General features: G+C 71.0%; 15 protein-coding genes. 10 read left to right on the plus strand and 5 right to left on the minus strand.

The features are described from left to right. Positions 1–187: 187 nt before the first annotated feature. Positions 188–1,318 (plus strand): endo alpha-1,4 polygalactosaminidase, encoded by a 1,131-nt coding sequence (locus ACFOYY_RS09885; protein WP_386189486.1) that lies wholly within the window; start codon positions 188–190, stop codon positions 1,316–1,318. 45 nt (positions 1,319–1,363) lie between these two features. On the opposite strand, the gene ACFOYY_RS09890 is transcribed toward ACFOYY_RS09885, so the two are convergent. From ACFOYY_RS09890 to ACFOYY_RS09905, 4 genes are all read right to left on the minus strand, one after another. Beyond that, positions 1,364–2,449 carry an amidohydrolase family protein gene (locus ACFOYY_RS09890; RefSeq protein ID WP_386189488.1) on the minus strand — a complete coding sequence of 362 codons (1,086 nt, stop codon included), beginning with the start codon at positions 2,447–2,449 and terminating at the stop codon, positions 1,364–1,366. Then, positions 2,446–3,744 carry an alpha-galactosidase gene (gene melA / locus ACFOYY_RS09895; RefSeq protein WP_386189490.1) on the minus strand — a complete coding sequence of 433 codons (1,299 nt, stop codon included), beginning with the start codon at positions 3,742–3,744 and terminating at the stop codon, positions 2,446–2,448. Before melA ends, ACFOYY_RS09890 begins: the two co-directional genes overlap by 4 nt. A 74-nt stretch (positions 3,745–3,818) precedes the next feature. Further along, complete coding sequence (locus ACFOYY_RS09900) at positions 3,819–4,754, minus strand: zinc-dependent alcohol dehydrogenase (RefSeq protein ID WP_386189492.1); 936 nt, start codon at positions 4,752–4,754, stop codon at positions 3,819–3,821. A gap of 91 nt (positions 4,755–4,845) precedes the next feature. After that, positions 4,846–5,679 carry a fumarylacetoacetate hydrolase family protein gene (locus ACFOYY_RS09905; protein WP_386189494.1) on the minus strand — a complete coding sequence of 278 codons (834 nt, stop codon included), beginning with the start codon at positions 5,677–5,679 and terminating at the stop codon, positions 4,846–4,848. A 249-nt stretch (positions 5,680–5,928) separates the two neighbouring features. Between ACFOYY_RS09905 and ACFOYY_RS09910 the strand changes: the two genes are divergently transcribed. The 6 genes from ACFOYY_RS09910 to ACFOYY_RS09935 all read left to right on the plus strand — a co-directional run bounded on the left by ACFOYY_RS09910 (position 5,929) and on the right by ACFOYY_RS09935 (position 12,390). Then, complete coding sequence (locus ACFOYY_RS09910) at positions 5,929–7,026, plus strand: alanine racemase (RefSeq protein ID WP_386189496.1); 1,098 nt, start codon at positions 5,929–5,931, stop codon at positions 7,024–7,026. Between the two features lie 28 nt (positions 7,027–7,054). Further along, a complete protein-coding gene (locus ACFOYY_RS09915; protein ID WP_352015847.1) occupies positions 7,055–7,819 on the plus strand; it encodes an SDR family NAD(P)-dependent oxidoreductase in 765 nt (254 codons plus the stop codon). Between the two features lie 25 nt (positions 7,820–7,844). Continuing rightward, entirely contained in the window at positions 7,845–9,227 is a 1,383-nt protein-coding gene (locus tag ACFOYY_RS09920) for an FAD-binding oxidoreductase (RefSeq protein WP_386189499.1), read from the plus strand. A gap of 62 nt (positions 9,228–9,289) precedes the next feature. Next, complete coding sequence (locus tag ACFOYY_RS09925) at positions 9,290–10,474, plus strand: (Fe-S)-binding protein (protein ID WP_386189501.1); 1,185 nt, start codon at positions 9,290–9,292, stop codon at positions 10,472–10,474. Between the two features lie 29 nt (positions 10,475–10,503). After that, entirely contained in the window at positions 10,504–11,799 is a 1,296-nt protein-coding gene (locus tag ACFOYY_RS09930; protein ID WP_362911345.1) for an endonuclease Q family protein, read from the plus strand. A gap of 183 nt (positions 11,800–11,982) precedes the next feature. Beyond that, on the plus strand, positions 11,983–12,390 hold the full coding sequence (locus ACFOYY_RS09935) for an NUDIX domain-containing protein (protein ID WP_386189503.1): 408 nt from the start codon (positions 11,983–11,985) through the stop codon (positions 12,388–12,390). Between the two features lie 77 nt (positions 12,391–12,467). Here the strand turns inward: ACFOYY_RS09935 and ACFOYY_RS09940 are convergent, their stop codons facing one another. Beyond that, complete coding sequence (locus tag ACFOYY_RS09940; RefSeq protein ID WP_386189505.1) at positions 12,468–12,836, minus strand: hypothetical protein; 369 nt, start codon at positions 12,834–12,836, stop codon at positions 12,468–12,470. A gap of 636 nt (positions 12,837–13,472) precedes the next feature. Between ACFOYY_RS09940 and ACFOYY_RS09945 the strand changes: the two genes are divergently transcribed. Genes ACFOYY_RS09945 through ACFOYY_RS09955 form a run of 3 tightly spaced genes read left to right on the plus strand, consistent with a single transcriptional unit; the run spans position 13,473 to position 18,578 of the window. After that, the gene (locus ACFOYY_RS09945) at positions 13,473–13,985 is read left to right on the plus strand and encodes a hypothetical protein (protein ID WP_352015841.1); all 513 of its coding nucleotides are present in this window, start codon (positions 13,473–13,475) and stop codon (positions 13,983–13,985) included. Beyond that, entirely contained in the window at positions 13,951–15,594 is a 1,644-nt protein-coding gene (locus ACFOYY_RS09950) for a SulP family inorganic anion transporter (protein ID WP_386189507.1), read from the plus strand. Before ACFOYY_RS09945 ends, ACFOYY_RS09950 begins: the two co-directional genes overlap by 35 nt. Further along, positions 15,591–18,578 (plus strand): YbcC family protein, encoded by a 2,988-nt coding sequence (locus ACFOYY_RS09955; protein WP_386189509.1) that lies wholly within the window; start codon positions 15,591–15,593, stop codon positions 18,576–18,578. The genes ACFOYY_RS09950 and ACFOYY_RS09955 overlap by 4 nt, the downstream gene beginning before the upstream one ends. Positions 18,579–18,669: the final 91 nt, after the last annotated feature.

Consider the following 18,669-nt stretch of genomic DNA (forward strand, 5'->3'; position numbering starts at 1 on the left):
ACCAGCATTCCGTTATACGGAATAACCTGAGAACCAGGCTCCGGGAACAAAGATCGTTGACGATCTGTCACGTTCCACGACGCCAGAGACCCTTCTGGCGCCTCTTCCAGGGTTGACATCCCTCCCTCTTACTCGCTTTCCTTGATCGCGGAACTCCATTCTGTTATACGGAAAGAGAGTGAACGTCTTGAGCAAGTTCTCCCCTCCGAGGCGGACCCCGCTCCGCCTGGGTGTCCTGGTGGGTGTCGCCGCGACCACGATCGTCGCCTCGGCCCTCGCCGCGGGCGCCGCCTCCACCACCGGGACCGGCGTGGCAGCCACGGGGGCCGTCACGGCGGTCACGCCCACCGTCAAACCCACCGTCACGCCCACCGCGAAGCCCGACGACGGGCACAGGCGCTACAGGCCCAAGCCGAAGCCCACGAAGAGCCCCACGGCCAAGCCCGTCCCGAGCCTCACGGCCGCGCCCAAGGGTGACATCTGGCGCCCCGCGCTCCGCAGCCGCTGGCAGTACCAACTGGAGGGCAACTCGGCCTACCCCGCGACCGGTGGCGTCAACGTCGGCATCTGCGCGGTGCCGCAGACCGGTGGCGCCTGCGTGCGGCCCGACGTGTACGACATCGACCTCTACACCAACGTGGGGAACAACACGACCCTGAACACCGAGGCCGTCAAGGCCGTCCACGCCCGCGGCGCCAAGGCGATCTGCTACGTCGACGCCGGGTCCATCGAGGACTTCCGTCCTGACTACCAGCAGTTCCTCGACTGGCACAACAGCCACGGCAAGTCCCTGCTCGGCAAGCCGTTCAGCACCACGTTCCCGAACGAGCGCTGGGCGAACATCAACAACGACAAGGGACAACGTGACTTCCTGCTGCAGATGATGGAGGCGCGCGTCGCCAAGTGCGCGAGCGCCGGGTTCGACGGGGTTGAGTTCGACGTCGTGCACGCTCACGAGGAGGGGGCCTCGGTCACCGGCTGGAACATCAGTCCCGCGACCCAGCTCACCTACAACCGGGCCCTGGCGGACATCGCCCACCGGTACGGCCTGGCCGTCGGGCTCAAGAACGACCTGAGCCAGGTCGCCGACCTGGTCGCGGACTTCGACTTCGCGATCAACGAGGAGTGCTTCCAGCACGACGAGTGCGGCGAGCTCAAGCCCTTCGTCGCGGCGGGCAAACCGGTCTTCCAGGTGGAGTACCTCACGGCGCCGAACACCTTCTGCCCGAAGGCGAACTCCACGACGTTCGACTTCAACGCCATCAAGAAGTCGAAGGACTACGACCTGAACGACCTGCCGTACACGCCCTGTCGGTGATCCTGTTGCCGGCCGTCCCTCCGCTGTGGGGGGACGGCCGGTCCCTCAGTCCCGTGTCACGGTGGCCACCTCCGGGCGGGGGTCGAGTCTCGGTACGAGCCTGAGCGCGTTGCCCGCGTAGACCCCGGTGAGGACGTCGTCGGGCAGGTCGAGGCCGGAGATCGTCCAGCGGCCCATCGGCGGCGGTTCCTCCAGGGAGTGGGCGAAGGCCTCGTCCGCGGTCTCCATGAAGCGGAAGTGGATGCGGTAGACCTCCGGGTGCGGCGGGATCTCGTCGGTGCCGAACAGCACCTGGTCGGGGTGGCTCGTGATCAGCGCGCGGGCCGCCCTCGGGGCCCTGCCCAGCTCGGCGACGCGGGCGGCGATGTCGATGTGGAAGTTGGAGTGCTCGTCGAGCATGCGCCCGACCCAGCCGAGGTTCTCCGGCCAGCATCCGGCGTGCACCCCGATCACGGTCGTCGCCGGGTGGTCGGCGACCATCGCCTCCATGGCCTCCATCAGCCGCGCGAACGGCGGGAACTCAGGGCCCGAGAACACCCAGTCGGGGCGGGCGGTCAGCTGTTCGAGGCGCTCGTTGCGTTCGTCGACCGGCTCGAAGAAGGCGACGGGGTCGGCGGTGTGCAGGGCGATGGGGATGCCCAGTTCGCCCGCGGTCGCCCACAGGGGGCCGAGCCGTACGTCGTCGAGCATGACCAGTTCGCCGCGGTGGTCGCGTACGTGCAGGCCGACGTCCTTCCAGACCTTCAGGCCGGCCGCGCCCTCGGCGACCGAGGCGCGCAGCTGGGCGGCCAGCCGTTCGCCGAAGCCGGGTTCGGCGGCCTGCGACCAGTCCACGTGGCAGAAGGTGGCGAACCTGCCGGGGTGGGCGGCGTCGTAGCGTTCGATGTTCTCGGCCAGTTCCCGGCCCCAGCGGCCGTCGAGGTTGACCATGCCGCGCAGGTTGAGGGCGTCCATCGTGTCCAGTAGCGCGGGCACGTCCTTGACCATCCAGTCGCCGTCCTCGGTGAGCCAGCGGCCGAGGTGGATGTGCGCGTCGACGGCGGGCACCTTGGCCCGCTCGACGCGGGTGACCGGGGCCCTGAGCTGGGAGACGGGGCGGTAGCTCGACAGGGGGATGTCCGGAGTGGTCATGCGCGGTCCCTGACGCCTTCGGGCAGCAGGTCGCCGTGGGCGGCGATCAGCTCGTCCACCAGTTCGCGGATCCTGCCGACCGGCAGGGTCGCCGCGGTGTTCGGGTCGAGCAGGGCCGCCTGGTAGACGTGGTCGCGGCGGCCTTCGAGGGCGGCCCGCACGGTCAGTTCGCTGACGTTGAGTGTCGCCCGGTTGAGCGCGGCGAGCTGGGCGGGCAGTTCGCCGATCCTGGTCGGTCTCACCCCCGAGCGGTCGACGTGGCAGGGGACCTCGACGCAGGCGTCCTCGGGGAGGTTGGTGATGAGGCCGCCGTTGCGGACGTTGCCGTGGATGAGGCGGGGGGTGCCGGTCTCGATGGAGTGGATGGCCAGGGAGGCCAGCTCGTCACCGCGTTGGATGGGTACGCCCAGGCCCGCGTCGAGGGAGCGCCTGTGCTCCTCGTACTCGGCGAAGCCGTCGGCCAGCCAGTCGAGGTAGACCCCCACCGGGATGCGGTAGTGCTCGATCTGGTCGGGCCTGGAGAGGAACCAGGGGAGGTACTCCGCGCCGTGCTCACTCGACTCCGTAGGGAAATAACCGAAATTTCGGTAAATCTCCACGCGAACCCGGCGGCGCAGCTCCGGATCAGCCTCGATGAGCCGGTCCAGACGACGGTAGAGATTTTCCCCGTCCCGTTCGAAGCGCAGCACGAACGCCTGGTGGTTGACCCCGGCGGTGAGGAAGGAGACCTCCTCCTCGGGCACGCCGACCATCCTGGCCAGGGTCCGCTGGGTGTCGCGGGCGGCGTGGCAGACGCCGACCACGTTGCGGAACGGCGTGCCCGCGTAGACCGCCCACGGGATCATCGACATCGGGTTGGTGTAGGTGAACAGCGTCGCGTCCGGCGCCAGCTCCGCCAGGTCGTTGCCCAGACCCACCATCACCGGGATGGTGCGCAGCGCCCGGAAGACGCCGCCGATCCCCAGGGTGTCGGCGATCGTCTGGCGCACGCCGTACCGGGCGGGGATGTCGAAGTCGCGGCGCACGGCGGCCATGCCCCCGACGGCGATCTCGTTGATGACGTGGTCGGCGCCGTCGAGCGCGGCGCGGCGGTCGAGGTGGGCCTCGACCCTGGCGCCGATCCCGAGCTCCCCGATCATCCAGGTGGCCATGGCCTCGGCCGTCGCGAGCCGCTCGGCGTCGATGTCGTGCAGCACGACCGTCGATTCGGCGAGTTCGGGGAAGGTCAGGATGTCGGAGAGCAGGTTCTTGGCGAAGGTGATGCTTCCGGCGCCCACCAGGACGATCCGGGCCATGGGGTACCTCGATTCAGGGGGCTTCGGTGGGGTTTCGTCGGGGGCGCCACAGGGCTCAGAGGTTTCCCCGGAGTTCAGGGAGCCAGTAGGGCCTTGACGGGGGTCGCGCGGCCGTTCATCAGCGCGGTGAAGACCTCGGCGCCCTCGGCGAGCGGAAAGGTGGTGACCCAGCTCAGGTCCCATCCCCCGACCAGACCGATCGCCGCGGCGAAGTCGACGTCGCGGTAGGCGAAGGAGCCGAGCACCCGCTTCTCCCCGCGCACCAGGTCGGCGGCGTCGAACCCGGAGGCCGTGTCGGCCAGCCCGAGCCACACCGCGACCCCGCCGGGACGCAGCCGGGCGAGCGACTGCTCGTGGGTGACCGCCGCGCCGACCGCGTCGAAGACCACGTCGTACTCACCCGTCAGCTCGGTGAGGACCGCGTTCGCGCCGAGCCGGGCCGCGACCGCCCTGCGGTCCTCTGAGCGGTCGGCGATCTCCACCCGGCCCGCTCCCCCGGACACGGCCACCTGCAGGCAGGCCAGTCCGATCGCGCCCGCGCCGATGACCCCGACCCGCGCCCCCTTCGGGGTCCCGGCCAGTGCCCAGGCGTGTACGGCGTTGGCCACCGGCTCCACGACCCCGGCCGCCGTCCAGTCGAGCCCCTCGGGCAGCGCGACCAGTGCGCTTTCCGGTACGGCGACGCGCTCGGCGAACCCTCCCGGGGTGTGCACGCCGACGATCCGCCGCTTCCTGCACACGTTGCGCAGGCCCAGCGCGCACACGTCACACTCCCCGCACGACAGGATCGGGTTGACGATGACGGGCCGTCCCTCGTCGGTACGGCCCGCGAACTCGTGGCCCATCACCAGCGGCGGCACCCGGAAGCCCGGTGTCCTGACGCCGTGCAGCTCGCTGCCGCAGATGCCGGAGGTGACCACGTGCACCAGCACGTCGCCGGGGCCCGGCTCCGGCTCGGGCACCTCGCGCATCTCGACGGTGCCGGGGCCGGTGAACACCAAGGCCTTCACCGTGGGCCGCCGGGGGTCGAATGTGCCTGTCTCACGGAAACTCCTGTATGAGGGATTTTTCGGGAAATTTGGGGGTTTTTCGGGGGGAGGGTCATCGGCGGCCGACGACGGGGTTGCGCAGGGTGCCGATGCCCTCGACGCTCACCTCGACGACGTCTCCCGGCCTGAGCGAGCGGCGGGGGGTCATGAACTCGCCGCATCCCCACGGGGTGCCGGTCAGCACCACGTCGCCGGGTTCGAGGGTGAAGGCGCGCGAGCAGTACGCCAGCAGTTCGGCGACGCCGAAGAGCATCTCGGCGGTGGTCGAGTCCTGGACGGTCTCCCCGTTGACGACGGTCCTGAGCGCCAGCGCCTGGGGGTCGTCGATCTCGTCGGGGGTCACGATGACCGGGCCGAGCGGGCAGAAGGTGTCGAGGTTCTTGCCCCTGGTCCACTGGCCGTCGGCGAACTGCAGGTCACGGGCGGAGACGTCGTTGGCCACGGTGTATCCCGCGATCCCCGCCAGGGCCTCCTTCTCGTCGGCGTGCCTGAGGGGGGAGCCGATGACGGCGGCCAGCTCGACCTCCCAGTCCACCCGTTCCGTCAGCTCGTCGTCGACGACGATCTCCTCGCCGGGACCGATCACGCTCGACGGGAACTTGGCGAACATCAGCGGGCGCTCGGGCCTGTCCATCCCGGCCTCACGGATGTGGTCCAGGTAGTTGAGCCCGATCGCCACGATCTTGCCGGGGCGCAGCGGCGCCACGGGGACGGCGTCCTCGATCGGCTCGGTCGCCGAGGCGGCCAGGCGCGCGACCTCCCCGGCCCCGGCCGCGAGGACGGCCTCAAGCGGCGTGCCCGCCGGAACCCCCAGCGCGTACCAGCGCCCCTCGCGCTCAACCGCGGCGGACCGGTCCTCCCCGACCCGCACCGTGCCAAGCCTCACAACTTTCTCCATTCCGTATCACAGAATGCTGTTCCGAACATGCGACAGCAGAACATCCGGACGAACACGCTGTCAAGTGTTCGACGGAACGCTCCCGGCCATCCCCGCGACCTCGGACTTCTCCCCGGCCACAACCCCTGCCCCCTGGGAGATTCCGATCATATTCCGTATAATGGAATCATAGACCGCATTGTGGAACTGTGCTACGTTGACCGGAATCGCCGTACAGCCGGGAGGGGCGGTCAAGCGATGTATCCAGAAATCGACACTCCGGCGCTGGTCATCGACCTCGACGTGGTCCGGGCCAACGTGACGGAGATGGCCAAGGTGGCCACGACGAACGACGTCGGGCTCAGGCCACACATCAAGACCCACAAGATCCCAGAACTGGCCCGCATGCAGGTCGAGGCGGGCGCCGTCGGCATCACCTGCGCCAAGCTCGGCGAGGCCGAGGTGATGGCCGACGCCGGGATCGACGACATCCTGCTCGCCTATCCGATCTGGGGCGAACCCAAGCTGCGCCGCCTGGCCGCGCTGCGTGAACGCGCCCGGGTGCGGGTCAGCCTCGACTCACCCGACGTCGCCGCGGGACTGGGCAGGCTGGGACTCCGCACGGGCTCCCCGGTCGAGGTCCTCGTCGAGGTCGACACCGGCATGCACCGGCTCGGCCGTCCGCCGGGCCGTCAGACCGCCGACCTGGTCGCGGAGATCGCCGCGATCCCCGGCGTCGAGGTCGTCGGCCTGCTCACCCTGGCCGGGCACGCCTACCGCTCCCGCTCGTGGGAGGAACTGCTGGAGATCTCCCGCCGCGAGGGCGAGGACCTGGTCGCGACCGCCGAGCTGTGCGCCCGCGAGGGCGTCGAGCTGCGCGAGATCAGCGTCGGCTCGACGCCAACCGCCCGCTACGCCGCCGAGGTCCCCGGGGTGACCGAGATCAGGCCGGGCACCTACATCTTCAACGACACCACGATGATGCGGCTCGGCGTGGCCACCGAGGAGACCACGGGCGCCAGGGTGCTGGCCACGGTCGTCGGCCGCCCCTCCCCCGAGCGGGTCGTGCTCGACGCCGGGACCAAGTGCCTCACCTCGGACGGCCTCGGCTCTCCCGGCTGGATCTCCGCGGTCGGCCTGCCGTACCTGCACATGGAGTTCCTCAACGAGGAGCACGGGGTGGCACGTCTCGAACCGGGGCACGCCAACTACGGCGAGCTGCCCGTGGGCAGCCGGGTGCGGCTCGTCCCGAGCCACGCCTGCCCGGTGCTCAACCTCTTCGACGTCGCGCACGTCGTCGAGGACGGCGAGGTCGTCACCGAGCTGCGCGTCGCCGCCCGCGGCGCCGTGCGATGACAGCCATGGGAGACGAAATGGGGAGACGATGCGCGGCCTGACGGGGAAAAGAGTGCTGATCAGCGGGGGCAGCAGCGGCATCGGCGCCGCCACCGCCCGCAGGTTCCTCCAGGAGGGGTCCCGGGTCTTCGTCGGCGGTCTCGACGCCGACGAGGTCGAGCGGACCGTGGCCGAGCTGGCCCCGCTCGGCGAGATCGGCGGCCTGGCGGGGGACGTCGCCACGGAGGCCGACGTGAACCGGCTGGTCGAGGCGGCCGTCACGGCCCTCGGCGGCCTCGACGTGCTGGTCAACAACGCGGGTACCGCGTGGCGCGAGCCGTTCCTCGACATCACCAGGCGACACTGGGACCGGATCATGGCCGTGAACCTCGGCGGCATGTTCCAGGTCGCCCAGACCGTGGCCAGGCACCTGGTCGCGCAGGGCACGGGCGGGGTCGTCGTCAACATGTCCTCGACCAACGGGATCGGCGGCGAGGCCGACTACGCCCACTACAACGCGTCGAAGGGCGGGGTGCTGCTGCTCACCAGGACCATGGCCGTCGAGCTGGGCAGGTACGGCATCCGCGTCAACGCGCTGTGCCCCGGCTACATCCAGACCCCGCTGAACGCGGAGATCTCGGCCGGTCTGGCCGACGACTTCGTCTCCGCCTACGAGCGCGACCACATCCCGCTCGGCCGGGCGGGACTGCCCGAGGAGGTCGCCGCCGGATACGCCTTCCTGGCCTCCGACGACGCCGCGTTCGTCCACGGCACCGAGCTGGTGATCGACGGCGGCCAGCTGGCGATCATGTGACCCGCCCTACCGGAGGGAGACTTCCATGAGGATCGACGCCGCCGTGCTGCGTGAGCTGCGCGCGATCGTCGGCGCGGGCCACGTCCGCGACGCCGACGGGGACGTGGCGGCCTACGCCAGGGACGCCACCCCGCTGTTCTCCGCCATGCCCGGCGCCGTCGTCCACCCCGGTTCGGCCGAGGAGGTCGCCGCGGTGCTCAAACTGGCCTGCGCGCACGGTGTGCCGGTCGTCCCCAGGGGCGCCGGATCCAACCTGTGCGCGGCGACCGTCCCGCTCAGCGGCGGCATCGTCCTGGTCCTGACCAGGCTCGACCGCATCCTGGAGATCAGCGCCGACGAACTCCTCGCCGTCGTCCAGCCCGGCGTCACCTCGGCCGAACTCACCGACGCCGCCGCCGCACACGGCCTGCTGTACGCGCCCGACCCCGGCAGCAGGACGGTCGCGACCGTCGGGGGCACCATCGCCACCTGCGCCGGCGGCCTGCGCGGCCTGAAGTACGGCGTGACCCGCAACCACGTCCTCGGGCTTGAGGCCGTACTGCCGACCGGGGAGATCGTCCGCACCGGCGGGCGGCTGTGGAAGGACGTCGCGGGCTACGACCTGACCCGCCTGCTCACCGGCTCGGAGGGCACGCTCGGCGTGATCACCGAGGCGACGGTCGCGCTCACCCCCGCGCCGGAGACCACCGGGACCGGGCTGGCCTACTTCGCCACCCTGGCCGACGCGGGACGGGCCGTGGCCCGGATCATCGGCTCGGGGATCGTCCCGGCGACGCTGGAGTTCCTCGACGCCAAGTGCGTCGCCGCCGTCGAGGACTACGCCGGGCTCGGCCTCAGGCGGGACGCGGGCGCGCTGCTGCTGTTCGGCGACGACGGCGCCGCCGCACCGGTCGCCGACCACCTGGCCAGGATGGCGGAGATCTGCCTCGGCGAAGGGGCGACGGAGGCCGTCGTCGCGGGCGCGGCGGCCGAGTCCGAGGCGCTGCTCGCCGCGCGGCGGTGCGCGCTGCCCGCGCTCTCCCGCCTCGGCTCGGTCACGATCCTTGAGGACGCCAGCGTGCCCAGGCCGCGCATCGCCGAGATGGTCGCCCGCGTCGACGCCCTGGCCGTACGGCACGGCCTCACGATCGCGACCTTCGGCCACGCCGGGGACGGCAACCTGCACCCGACCTGCGTGATCGACGCGGGCGACACCGACGCGGCCGAACGCGCCCACCGCGCCTTCGCCGACATCTTCCGCGCCGCGATGGAGCTGGGCGGCACCATCACCGGCGAACACGGCGTCGGCGCGGCCAAGCTGCCCTACCTGGCCGAACGGCTCGGCGAGGACCAGATGGCACTGCTGCGCAGGATCAAGGCCGCCTTCGACCCCGCGGGCATCCTCAACCCGGGAAAGCTCGGCTCGTGAACCGGAAACCCAGCCCGTGCCCCTCAGGAAAGCTCAGCCCGTGAACCAGGGAGGCTCGGCCCGTGAGCACCACACCGTCTCCTGACCCGTCGGCCCGGGGTGTCTTCACCCCCGAACTGCTCGACCGCTGCATCTCCTGCGGCTTCTGCCTGCCCGCCTGCCCGACGTACGCGCTCACCAAGGACGAGACGTCCTCCCCCCGGGGCCGGATCACCCTGATGCGCGCCCTTGAGGAGGGCACACTGCCGGAGAACGACCTGCGCCTTCAGGAGGAGTCGAGTTTCTGCCTCGGCTGCCGGGCCTGCGAGACCGTCTGTCCCGCGGGGGTCGAGTACGGCGCGCTCCTTGAGGAGTGGCGCGACCACCAGTGGCGGGGGCCGGGACGTCCGCTGATCGTCAGGCTGCTGACGTTCGCGGTGAACTCGCGCCTGAGGGTGTGGCTGCTCGGCCTGTTCCGCCGCCACGCCCGGACCAGGCCCTCACCCGAGGGGCCCCACCTGATGCTCGGCTGCTTCGAACGGGCCCTGTATCCCAAGGTGAGCAGGGCCGCCCGCGCCCTGCTGCCCGAGCTCTCCGCCCCGGCCTCGCAGGGGTGCTGCGGAGCGCTGCACGCGCACAACGGCGACTCGGCCAGGGGCCGGGAACTGGCCGTCGAACTGGGCGAACGACTGCCCGGGGTGATCGTCACCACCTCGGGCGGCTGCGCGGCCCACCTCGCCGACGTGCTCGGCAGGGACAGGGTCAGGGAGATCTCCGAGTACCTGACCGCCGCTTCCAAGACGACCCCCGAACCGAGCACGGGCCGTCCTTCCGCGGACCGCCCTTCCGTGGACCGCACTTCTGCGGGCCGTACCGGAACGGATGGCACGCCTGAGGAGCCGTCGAGGCCGGGGATACGCATCGCGTTGCAGGACTCCTGTCACCTGCGCAACGGCCTGGGGGTCTGGCGTGAGCCCAGGGAGCTGCTGGGCCGGATCGGCGAGTACGTCGAGCTGCCCTCCGCCGGGGCCTGCTGCGGGGCGGCCGGCAGCTACGCCCTGGTCAGGCCCAAGGACAGCCGCAAGGTCCTGGACGCCAAACTCGACGAGATCGAGGCGGCCGGGGTGGACTACGTGGCCGTGGTCAACCCCGGCTGCTACCGCCAGCTCGACCAGGGACTACGCCGCAGGGGATCGAAGGTGCGGGCCGTACACCTGGCGGAACTGGCGGCGGATCTTCCCTCCGGGCACCACCCCCGCACGGATTAGCGGGGCCTTTCCATGGAAAAGTGTCTGGAATGCGCTTCCATGCGGATCTGCACATCCACTCGAAGTACTCACGGGCGTGCAGCAGGGACAGCGACCTGGCGCATCTGACCAGGTGGGCGCGGCACAAGGGTGTCACGCTGATGGGGACGGGCGACTTCACGCATCCGTCCTGGTTCGCGCTGCTGCGCGAGGGGCTCGTACCCGCCGAGCCGGGTCTGTTCCGGCTGCGTGACGACCTCGACCGGGAGGTCGCCAGGACGCTGCCGTCCTCGGTCGCCTCGGCCCCGGTGCGGTTCATGCTCACCGTCGAGGTGTCCACGGTCTACCGGCGTGGCGGCCGTACCCGCAAGCTCCACCACCTGGTCAACGTGCCGGGCTTCGAGGCGGCCGAGACGTTCAACCGTGAGCTGGGCAAGGTCGGCGACCTGGGCGCCGACGGCAGGCCGACCCTCGGCCTCGACTCCCGCGACCTGCTGGAGATCGCCCTGAACAGCGGCGAGGGGTCCTACCTGGTCCCGGCCCACGTCTGGACGCCGTGGTTCGGGGTCTTCGGCTCCAAGTCGGGGTTCGACACGGTCGAGGAGTGCTACGGCGACCTGTCCGGGCACATCTTCGCGCTGGAGACCGGCCTGTCGAGCGACCCGGAGATGAACCGGCGGGTCTCCATGCTGGACGGCTACCGCCTGGTCAGCTACTCGGACGCGCACTCGCCGCCCAGGATCGGCCGGGAGACCACGGTGCTCGACACCGATCTCGACTACTTCGCGGTGCTGGACGCGCTGCGGACCGGCGCGGGCTACGAGGGGACGGTCGAGTTCTTCCCCGAGGAGGGCCGCTACCACCTGGACGGGCACCGTAAGTGCGGCGTCAGGTTGGAGCCCGCGGAGACGCGCCGCCTCGGCGGGATCTGCCCGGTGTGCGGCAAACCGCTCACGGTCGGCGTGCTGAGCCGCGTCGAGGATCTGGCCGACCGTTCCGAGGGTGTACGGCCCGCGGGCGACGTCTCCGTCTCCGAGGAGCTCGTCCCGCTGCCGGAGATCGTGGGCGAGATCCTGGGTGTCGGGCCGGGCAGCAAGAAGGTCGCCGGGGAGGCCGACCGGCTGGTCGCCGCCCTCGGCCCCGAGCTGCGGATCCTCCAGGAGGTGCCGGTCGGCGACCTGGAGGCCCGGCTCCCCAGGCTCGGGGAGGCGATCGGCAGGCTGCGCCGGGGCGAGGTCATCAGGGAGCCGGGGTTCGACGGCGAGTACGGCGTGATCCGCCTGTTCTCCCCCGGCGAGCGGGAGGCCCCGACCCTCTTCGACACCCCGGCCGACGACACGGATTAGCGCCGCCGGCCGCGCCGTCCCGTCGCCGCCGCCGTACGACCGTCAGGGCTGAACGCCACCGGCCCGGCCGCGTCGGCCGACTTTCGTGAGGCCGTGCCGGGCCGCGATGGCGGAGGGTGGATCTCCCCCGGTATCGGTGATGAGGTGGAAGATCCACACCGTCACCGTCGAAAGGACCGTCCCGTGATCGACGCCGAGACCGGCTGGTACTTCATGCACGCCTCGATCAAGGCCGTGGTGCTGGTGGACGGCGGTGTCCTGCTCTGCCGGAACCCCCGGGACAAATGGGAGCTCCCCGGCGGGTGGCCGGACAGGGAGGACGACACCCTGGCCGAGGTCGTCAGGCGCGAGGTCCGCGAGGAGAGCGGCCTCGACGTGGTCGTCGGCCCCGTCGTCGGCGCGGAGATCATGAGCATCGGGAAGTCGAAGGTGCTCATCGTGGCGGTGCGCGCCACGGTCGACGGCTCCGCCCCGCTCCAGGTCAGTGAGGAGCACAGCGCCCTGCGTTTCTTCCCTGTGGACGAGCTCCCTGAAGATCTGGAGAACGGCTACGCCGACCTGATCGGCAAGGCCGTCGCCTTCCCCGCCTGAGCCGTACGGCTCGGCGAGAACGCGGGGCCCGGCCGGAGACGCCCCTGGGACTCCGGCCGGGCGGTGTGCCGTCGTGGTCAGCAGTTCTTGATCGACCGCGGGTACGGCGCGAGGGCCTTGATGGGGTACGTGGCGGTCCACGTCACCGTGGAGCCCCCCGGGATGGTCCTGCAGGGCAGGTCACGGGCCCAGCGGATGTCGACCTTCTTGCGTGAGGTGCGGGAGCCGCAGTTCGCCCAGGTGATCCGGTAGGTACGGGTGTGCCTGCCGTACCTGTGCGTGTCCTTGTGGGTGATCGTTCCACCGCAGTCGGAGGCGGCCACCGCGGTGGGCGCCTGAGGGACCCGTGCCTGGGCCGCGTTCGCCGGGCCGACCGCCGTGAGCAGCCCGGCCGCCGCGACGGCCGCCACGGCGGTCACTCTCAGAGAGGAGCTTGGTGCGCGCATGTTCGGCTCTCCTTGTCGGAAGCGGAATGACACGGGCACCGTAGGCCGGGGGGTGTTGAGGATTCGTTGAGGATTCGTCGAGCCCGGCGTCCCCGTCCCCGGCCGCGCACCGGACGGCCGCGCGCCGGAGAACGACCGGCGCGTTCCCTATAAGGAACCCAACATTCTTCCCATGTTAGGGAAACGCGTTATGGCACACGAAATTACGGCATTCATCGTATAGAAAAGACGATGTTAGGTATTTGGGTTATAGCCGGGCATCACAGCGAATGCCGATATCCGTGTAGAGAAAACAGCGATCCCGCAGCCCTTCCGATAACGCTTTGGTAACGTTTCCCTGTTCACGACCTGCGGCGTTTACAGAAAGTCATAGTGACATTGACCGGGAGAATTTCCGGTAACCGGCAGATCATCGCAGCTAGAGTACGGTCGCGTGCGCCGCGAAGCCACGGATGGAGAGTGAACAACCACTCTTCGTAGGTCTTGACCGATTTAATCCTTTTCTGGATCAATCATGAGGCTTCATCCCGACCCATATCGTGGCCCGGAGCCAAAGTGACCCCGCCATCCCTCGACCGGCCGAATGCCCCTTTTGTCAGGGCATCATCCCGGCATGGGCGGAAACTGCTCCGTGCGGTGGGGGCGGCGCTCGCGGTCGTGATGGCGATGACGTCATGGGTCGAGACGATCGCCCCGGCCAGGGCCTTTTCCGTGGCCTGCGCGGACACGCGCCATCACCACCACCACGAAGAGCTCGACCGCACCAGGGCCGTCCCACCGACCCCGGTGCGAGGCCCGATCAGCGGGACGGCCATGGGAAGCCTCGATTCCCCGGTCGCCACCGCCTTCGGCGACGAGCACGACACCTTCGGCAACGACTCGCGTGAGGTCAAGGACGACTTCACCGACAGTGAGACCACCGACTCCCGTTCTCCGGTACGCGACGTCACCGTCGCGATCCACCAGGAGCGGCCGTCGGAGACGATCCTCGAAACGAGCGTGGCCCGCGGTCCCCCCGTGCGCCCAGGACGCCTGCGAGCAGGCGTTTCCCGTGCGCACGACCTCCGGCCGAACACGGCCGGAGCAGACCGCCCACGCCCTTGTGAGGATCTCAGTGACGTCAGAACAGCACGGCCTGAAGGCCCATGACGACTTAGCCACCGCGCCCCGCCGCGGCGCCTTCCAGACGGCCGACGTCAAGTCCGGCTTCCTGGTCTTTCTCATCGCGCTCCCGCTCTGCCTGGGGATCGCGCTGGCCAGCGGGTTCCCGCCGGTCGCCGGTGTCCTGACGGCGATCGTCGGCGGTGTGCTGGTCAGCCTGCTCGGCAGCGCGCCCCTGACCATCAAGGGCCCCGCCGCGGGCCTGATCGTGATCGCGCTCGGCGCGGTCCAGGAACTCGGCGGAGGCGACCTCGCGGTCGGCTACCGGCGGGCGCTGGCCGTCGGCGTCGTCGCCGCGGTCGTCCAGATCGCCTTCGCGCTGTGCCGGGTGGCCACCGTCGGCATCGCCATGTCCCCCTCGGTCGTGCACGGCATGCTCGCCGCGATCGGGATCATCATCATCTCCAAGCAGGCCCACGTCGCGCTCGGCGTCAAGCCGGAGAGCAAGGAGACCCTCGGCCTGATCGCGGAGATCCCGCACAGCGTCGCCAGTGCCAACCCCCGCGTCCTGCTGCTCGGCGCGCTCGGCCTGCTGATCATGTTCGGCATGCCGCTGATCAGGGCCAGGTGGGCCAGGGCCGTACCCGCGCCGCTGGTCGTGCTCGCCGTGACCGTGCCGGTCGCGCTGTGGTTCCACGTCGGCGTCCCGCACGACTACCGGTTCATGACCACGACCTACCACCTCGGCCCCGAGTTCCTCGTCCGGCTCCCCGGCACCCTGCTCGACGCCGTGGCCTTCCCCGACTTCTCGGTGATCCTCAGCGGGACGTCGCTGAAGTACGTGGTGATGTTCGCCCTGATCGGCACCATCGAGTCGACGCTGACCGTGCTGGCGGTCGACTCCATGGACCCCGAGAGGCGTTCCTCCGACCTCAACCGCGACCTGCTCGCCCTCGGCGGCGGCAACCTCGTCTCCGCGCTGATCGGCGGCCTGCCGATGATCTCGGAGATCGTCCGCAGCCGGGCCAACATCGACGCGGGCGCCGTCTCCCGGGGGTCCAACTTCTTCCACGGCGTCTTCCTGCTGCTGTTCGTCGCCCTGGCGCCGGGCCTGCTGCAGACCATCCCGCTGGCGGTGCTGGCCGCCATGCTCGTCTACACCGGCACCAGGCTCGCCTCCCCCCGAGAGTTCGCCCACGCCCGCGAGGTCGGCCTCGACCAGCTCGCCCTGTTCCTGACCACCATGTTCGTCACGCTCGCCACCGACCTGCTCATGGGCGTCGCGGCCGGTCTCGCCCTGAAGATCGTGCTGCACCTGGTCCGCGGGGTGCCGCCGGTGGCCTTCCTGCGGCCCCGCGCCGTGGCCGTCCGTTCGGGGAGCGTGCTGAATGTCCGCGTCCCCGCAGCCGCCGTCTTCACCGCCCTGCTGCCGCTGCGCCGTACGGTCAACGGGGCCACCAAGGACGACACGGGGGACGGCGGCGTCACCGAGGTCGTCGTCGACGTGACGGACGCGACGCTCGTCGACCACACCTTCCTTTCCGGGCTGGCCACGATGTCACGTGAGTGGCGGGCCACCCTCACCCTGCGCGGGCTCGACGGGCTCGTCCCCGTCTCCGCCCACCCGCAGGCGACCAGACGCCGGAGGCGAGCATGACCCATCTGGACATCGCCGCGGCCCCCGGACGTGGGGACCGCGTCACGGACGTCACCGAGCTGGTCGAACGGGCGGCGAGGCTGCTGCCCGAGCAGGCTCCGTTGCAGACGTTCGTCCACCACAACACCCTGCACGCCTTCGAGCACCTGCCCTTCGACGAGGCCGTCGTCAGCGCGGCGCGGGTGTTCGGCACCGAGCCGTTCCAGAGTGAGGCGGCCTTCCGGGACCACGTCGGCTCCGGACGGATCCGTCCCTCGGACATCGACGCGGTCGCCGAGGCCGAGGCACCCGGCGCCGCCCCGATCGTGCCGGGTGGACCGACGCGGGCGCGCTTCCTCGCCCTGCGGCTGCGGAACCTGTTCGAGATCCCCAGCGGCGCCGCGCTCGACTGGCTGCTCCTGGAGACCGACGCCCGAACCCGCCTCAGCGACCTTCTCGACCCCCGGCGACGCGCCGAGCTGCTCGCACAGGCCGGCCGCGACTGGACCACGACGCCCGAACAGACTGCGCGGGCCTCGCAGGCGCGGCTTCTCGACACCCTGTGGAACGGCTTGGCCGCGGCGGCTCCGACGGTGCCCGGCGCGGGCGCTCCCCCGGCGCGCGGGCGGGACCGGATCCTCGCCGAGACCGGGACCGACACCGACGAACTGGTGCACCCGCTGCTGATCCGGCTTTCGGCGGCCTTCCTCGACCAGGGGATCGCCTACTGGCCGATGCCCGAGCGCGAACTGGGCTTCCTGCGCGCCTTCCGCCGCCTGTACGGCCAGGCCGGCGGCCCGCCCGACCGGTTCCTGCGGGGTCTCGGCGCCGAGCTGAGACGGCAGGAGGCCGAGGGCTGGACGGCCGAGCGGACGGTCGTCTGGGCCCTGGACGAGCTGGCCGTACCCGAGGAGGCCCGGGGCGCCGCGATCGAGGCGACGCTGCTGTCGCTGCGCGGCTGGGCGGGCATGATGCGTCAGTTCGAGCACCGGCCCGACCTGGCGCCGGTCGAGGCGCGTGCGGCACGGCTGCTCGACTACCTGGCCGTCCAGCTCGTCCTGGACGTCCAGGCCGCACGGCACGTCATGCGGAACCACCCCGGCGGGCCCGCCACGGCCGACCGGACGACGGTACGGCCCGGCCTCGAACTGGTCTACGAGGCGTTCGTCCTGGCACAGCTGATGCCCGTGGACGTCACGGTCCTCGCCAGGCCGGAGCACGCCGCCGCCTGGCTCGGGGCGGTCGCCGCCTGCGACGAGACCGAACGGCGCCGTCTGCTGCACCTGGCCTACGAACGGCGGCACCGGGTCGGGGCGCTCGACGCGCTCGACGCCCACCGGCGGTTCACGGCCGGAGCCGAGGCACCACCCGTCACGATGCAGGCCGTGTTCTGCATCGACGAGCGGGAGGAGTCGCTGCGCAGACACCTTGAGGAGCACTTCCCGCAGGCCAGGACCTACGGCTACGCCGGTTTCTTCGGAGTGGCCATGACCTACCTCGGGACGGGCGAGGTGCGCCCGCGCCCGCTGTGCCCGGTCGTCGTCACCCCGACGCACCTGGTCGTCGAGGAACCCGCAGAGTCCCGCACGCCACGGCAGCCGGGTTCACGACACGGCCGGGGCGGGCTGAGCCTGGGCCTGGCCGTGGGCAGCAGGACCCTGGCGCGCGGCAGCGTGATCTCCCTCGGCCTCGGGGCGACCCAGGTCGTCACGCTGGTCGGCCGCTGCCTGTTCCCGCGCCGGTTCCACCGCTGGTCCCGGCGCCTGGACCACGACCCCGGCGGCGGGGCCGTGACCAGGCTGGCGATCGAGCGGGCCCCCGGCGCCGTGGAGACCGAGGACGGCCTGCGGCGGGGGTACTCCGTGCCGGAGATGACGCAGGTCGTCTCCTCCGCCCTGCGGACGACCGGGCTCGGCCGTGAACTGGCGCCCGTCGTGCTGATCGTCGGCCACGGCTCCTCCAGCCTCAACAACCCGCACGAGTCGGCGCACGACTGCGGGGCGACCGGCGGCGGACGCGGCGGCCCCAACGCGCGCGCGTTCGCGGCGATGGCCAACCACCCGGGAGTGCGCGCCGGACTGCGTGACCTGGGCCTGGACATCCCGGACGGCACCTGGTTCGTCGGGGCGTACCACAACACCTGCGACGACTCCATGACCTACTACGACGAGGACCTCGTCCCCGAGCGGTCGAGACACGCGGTCGAGGAGGCGAAGCGGATCATGGCGCGGGCGTGCGTCCTGGACGCGCACGAACGCTGCCGGAGGTTCGAGTCGGCCCCCCTCGACCTGCCGCTCGACGCGGCGCTGGCCCACGTCGAGAGTCACACCGTCGACCTGGGCCAGCCCAGGCCCGAGTACGGCCACGCCACGAACGCGATCGGCGTCGTCGGGCGCAGGTCGCGCACCCGGGGGCTCTTCCTCGACCGGCGGGCCTTCCTCGTCTCCTACGACCCGGAGGGCGACCCGTCGGGGGACCTGCTGACGAACCTGCTGCTCGCGGCGGGGCCGGTCTGCGCGGGCATCAACCTGGAGTACTACTTCAGCTACGTCGACCCGGCGGGGTACGGGTGCGGCACGAAGCTGCCGCACAACATCGTCGGCCTGCTCGGCGTCATGGACGGCCACGCCTCCGACCTGCGCACGGGCCTGCCCTGGCAGATGGTCGAGATCCACGAGCCGGTACGGCTGCTGCTCGTCGTCGAGACCGAGCCCGAGCGGCTGGCCGCGATCGTGGGGGCGCACGCCGTACTGGAGCGGCTCGTGAGCAACGGGTGGATCCAGCTCGTCGCGTGGAGCCCGTCGTCGGACGCGATGCACGTCTTCGAGCGGGGCGGCTTCGTGCCGTACGTCCCCGAGGGGGAGGCCCTCCCCACGGTGCACCGCTCGGCGCAGTTCTACGCGGGCAGGCGGGAGCACCTGGGGTTCGCCCACGTGACGGCCTCCCTCGGCACGGGGTCCGGGGAGCCGGTCTCCCCGGAGCTCGTCGGGGAGGAGGCGTCGTGAACGACACCCTCCAGCGGTTTCTGCTGCTCTCGGTCGCCGGGTTCCCGCTCGGGGCGTTCGCCCTGATGGCGGTGTTCGCCTGGCAGGGGCG

The sequence above is a fragment of the Streptosporangium jomthongense genome, assembly GCF_042650425.1.
Lineage (GTDB): Bacteria > Actinomycetota > Actinomycetes > Streptosporangiales > Streptosporangiaceae > Streptosporangium.

Bases quoted from the DNA above. Each gene is read 5' to 3' on its own strand.
- ACFOYY_RS09920 (WP_386189499.1), top strand. From the start codon at position 7,845: ATGAGGATCGACGCCGCCGTGCTGCGTGAGCTGCGCGCGATCGTCGGC.
- ACFOYY_RS09890 (WP_386189488.1), bottom strand. From the start codon at position 2,449: ATGACCACTCCGGACATCCCCCTGTCGAGCTACCGCCCCGTCTCCCAG.
- melA (WP_386189490.1), bottom strand. From the start codon at position 3,744: ATGGCCCGGATCGTCCTGGTGGGCGCCGGAAGCATCACCTTCGCCAAG.
- ACFOYY_RS09940 (WP_386189505.1), bottom strand. From the start codon at position 12,836: ATGCGCGCACCAAGCTCCTCTCTGAGAGTGACCGCCGTGGCGGCCGTC.
- ACFOYY_RS09930 (WP_362911345.1), top strand. From the start codon at position 10,504: ATGCGCTTCCATGCGGATCTGCACATCCACTCGAAGTACTCACGGGCG.
- ACFOYY_RS09915 (WP_352015847.1), top strand. From the start codon at position 7,055: ATGCGCGGCCTGACGGGGAAAAGAGTGCTGATCAGCGGGGGCAGCAGC.
- ACFOYY_RS09955 (WP_386189509.1), top strand. From the start codon at position 15,591: ATGACCCATCTGGACATCGCCGCGGCCCCCGGACGTGGGGACCGCGTC.
- ACFOYY_RS09910 (WP_386189496.1), top strand. From the start codon at position 5,929: ATGTATCCAGAAATCGACACTCCGGCGCTGGTCATCGACCTCGACGTG.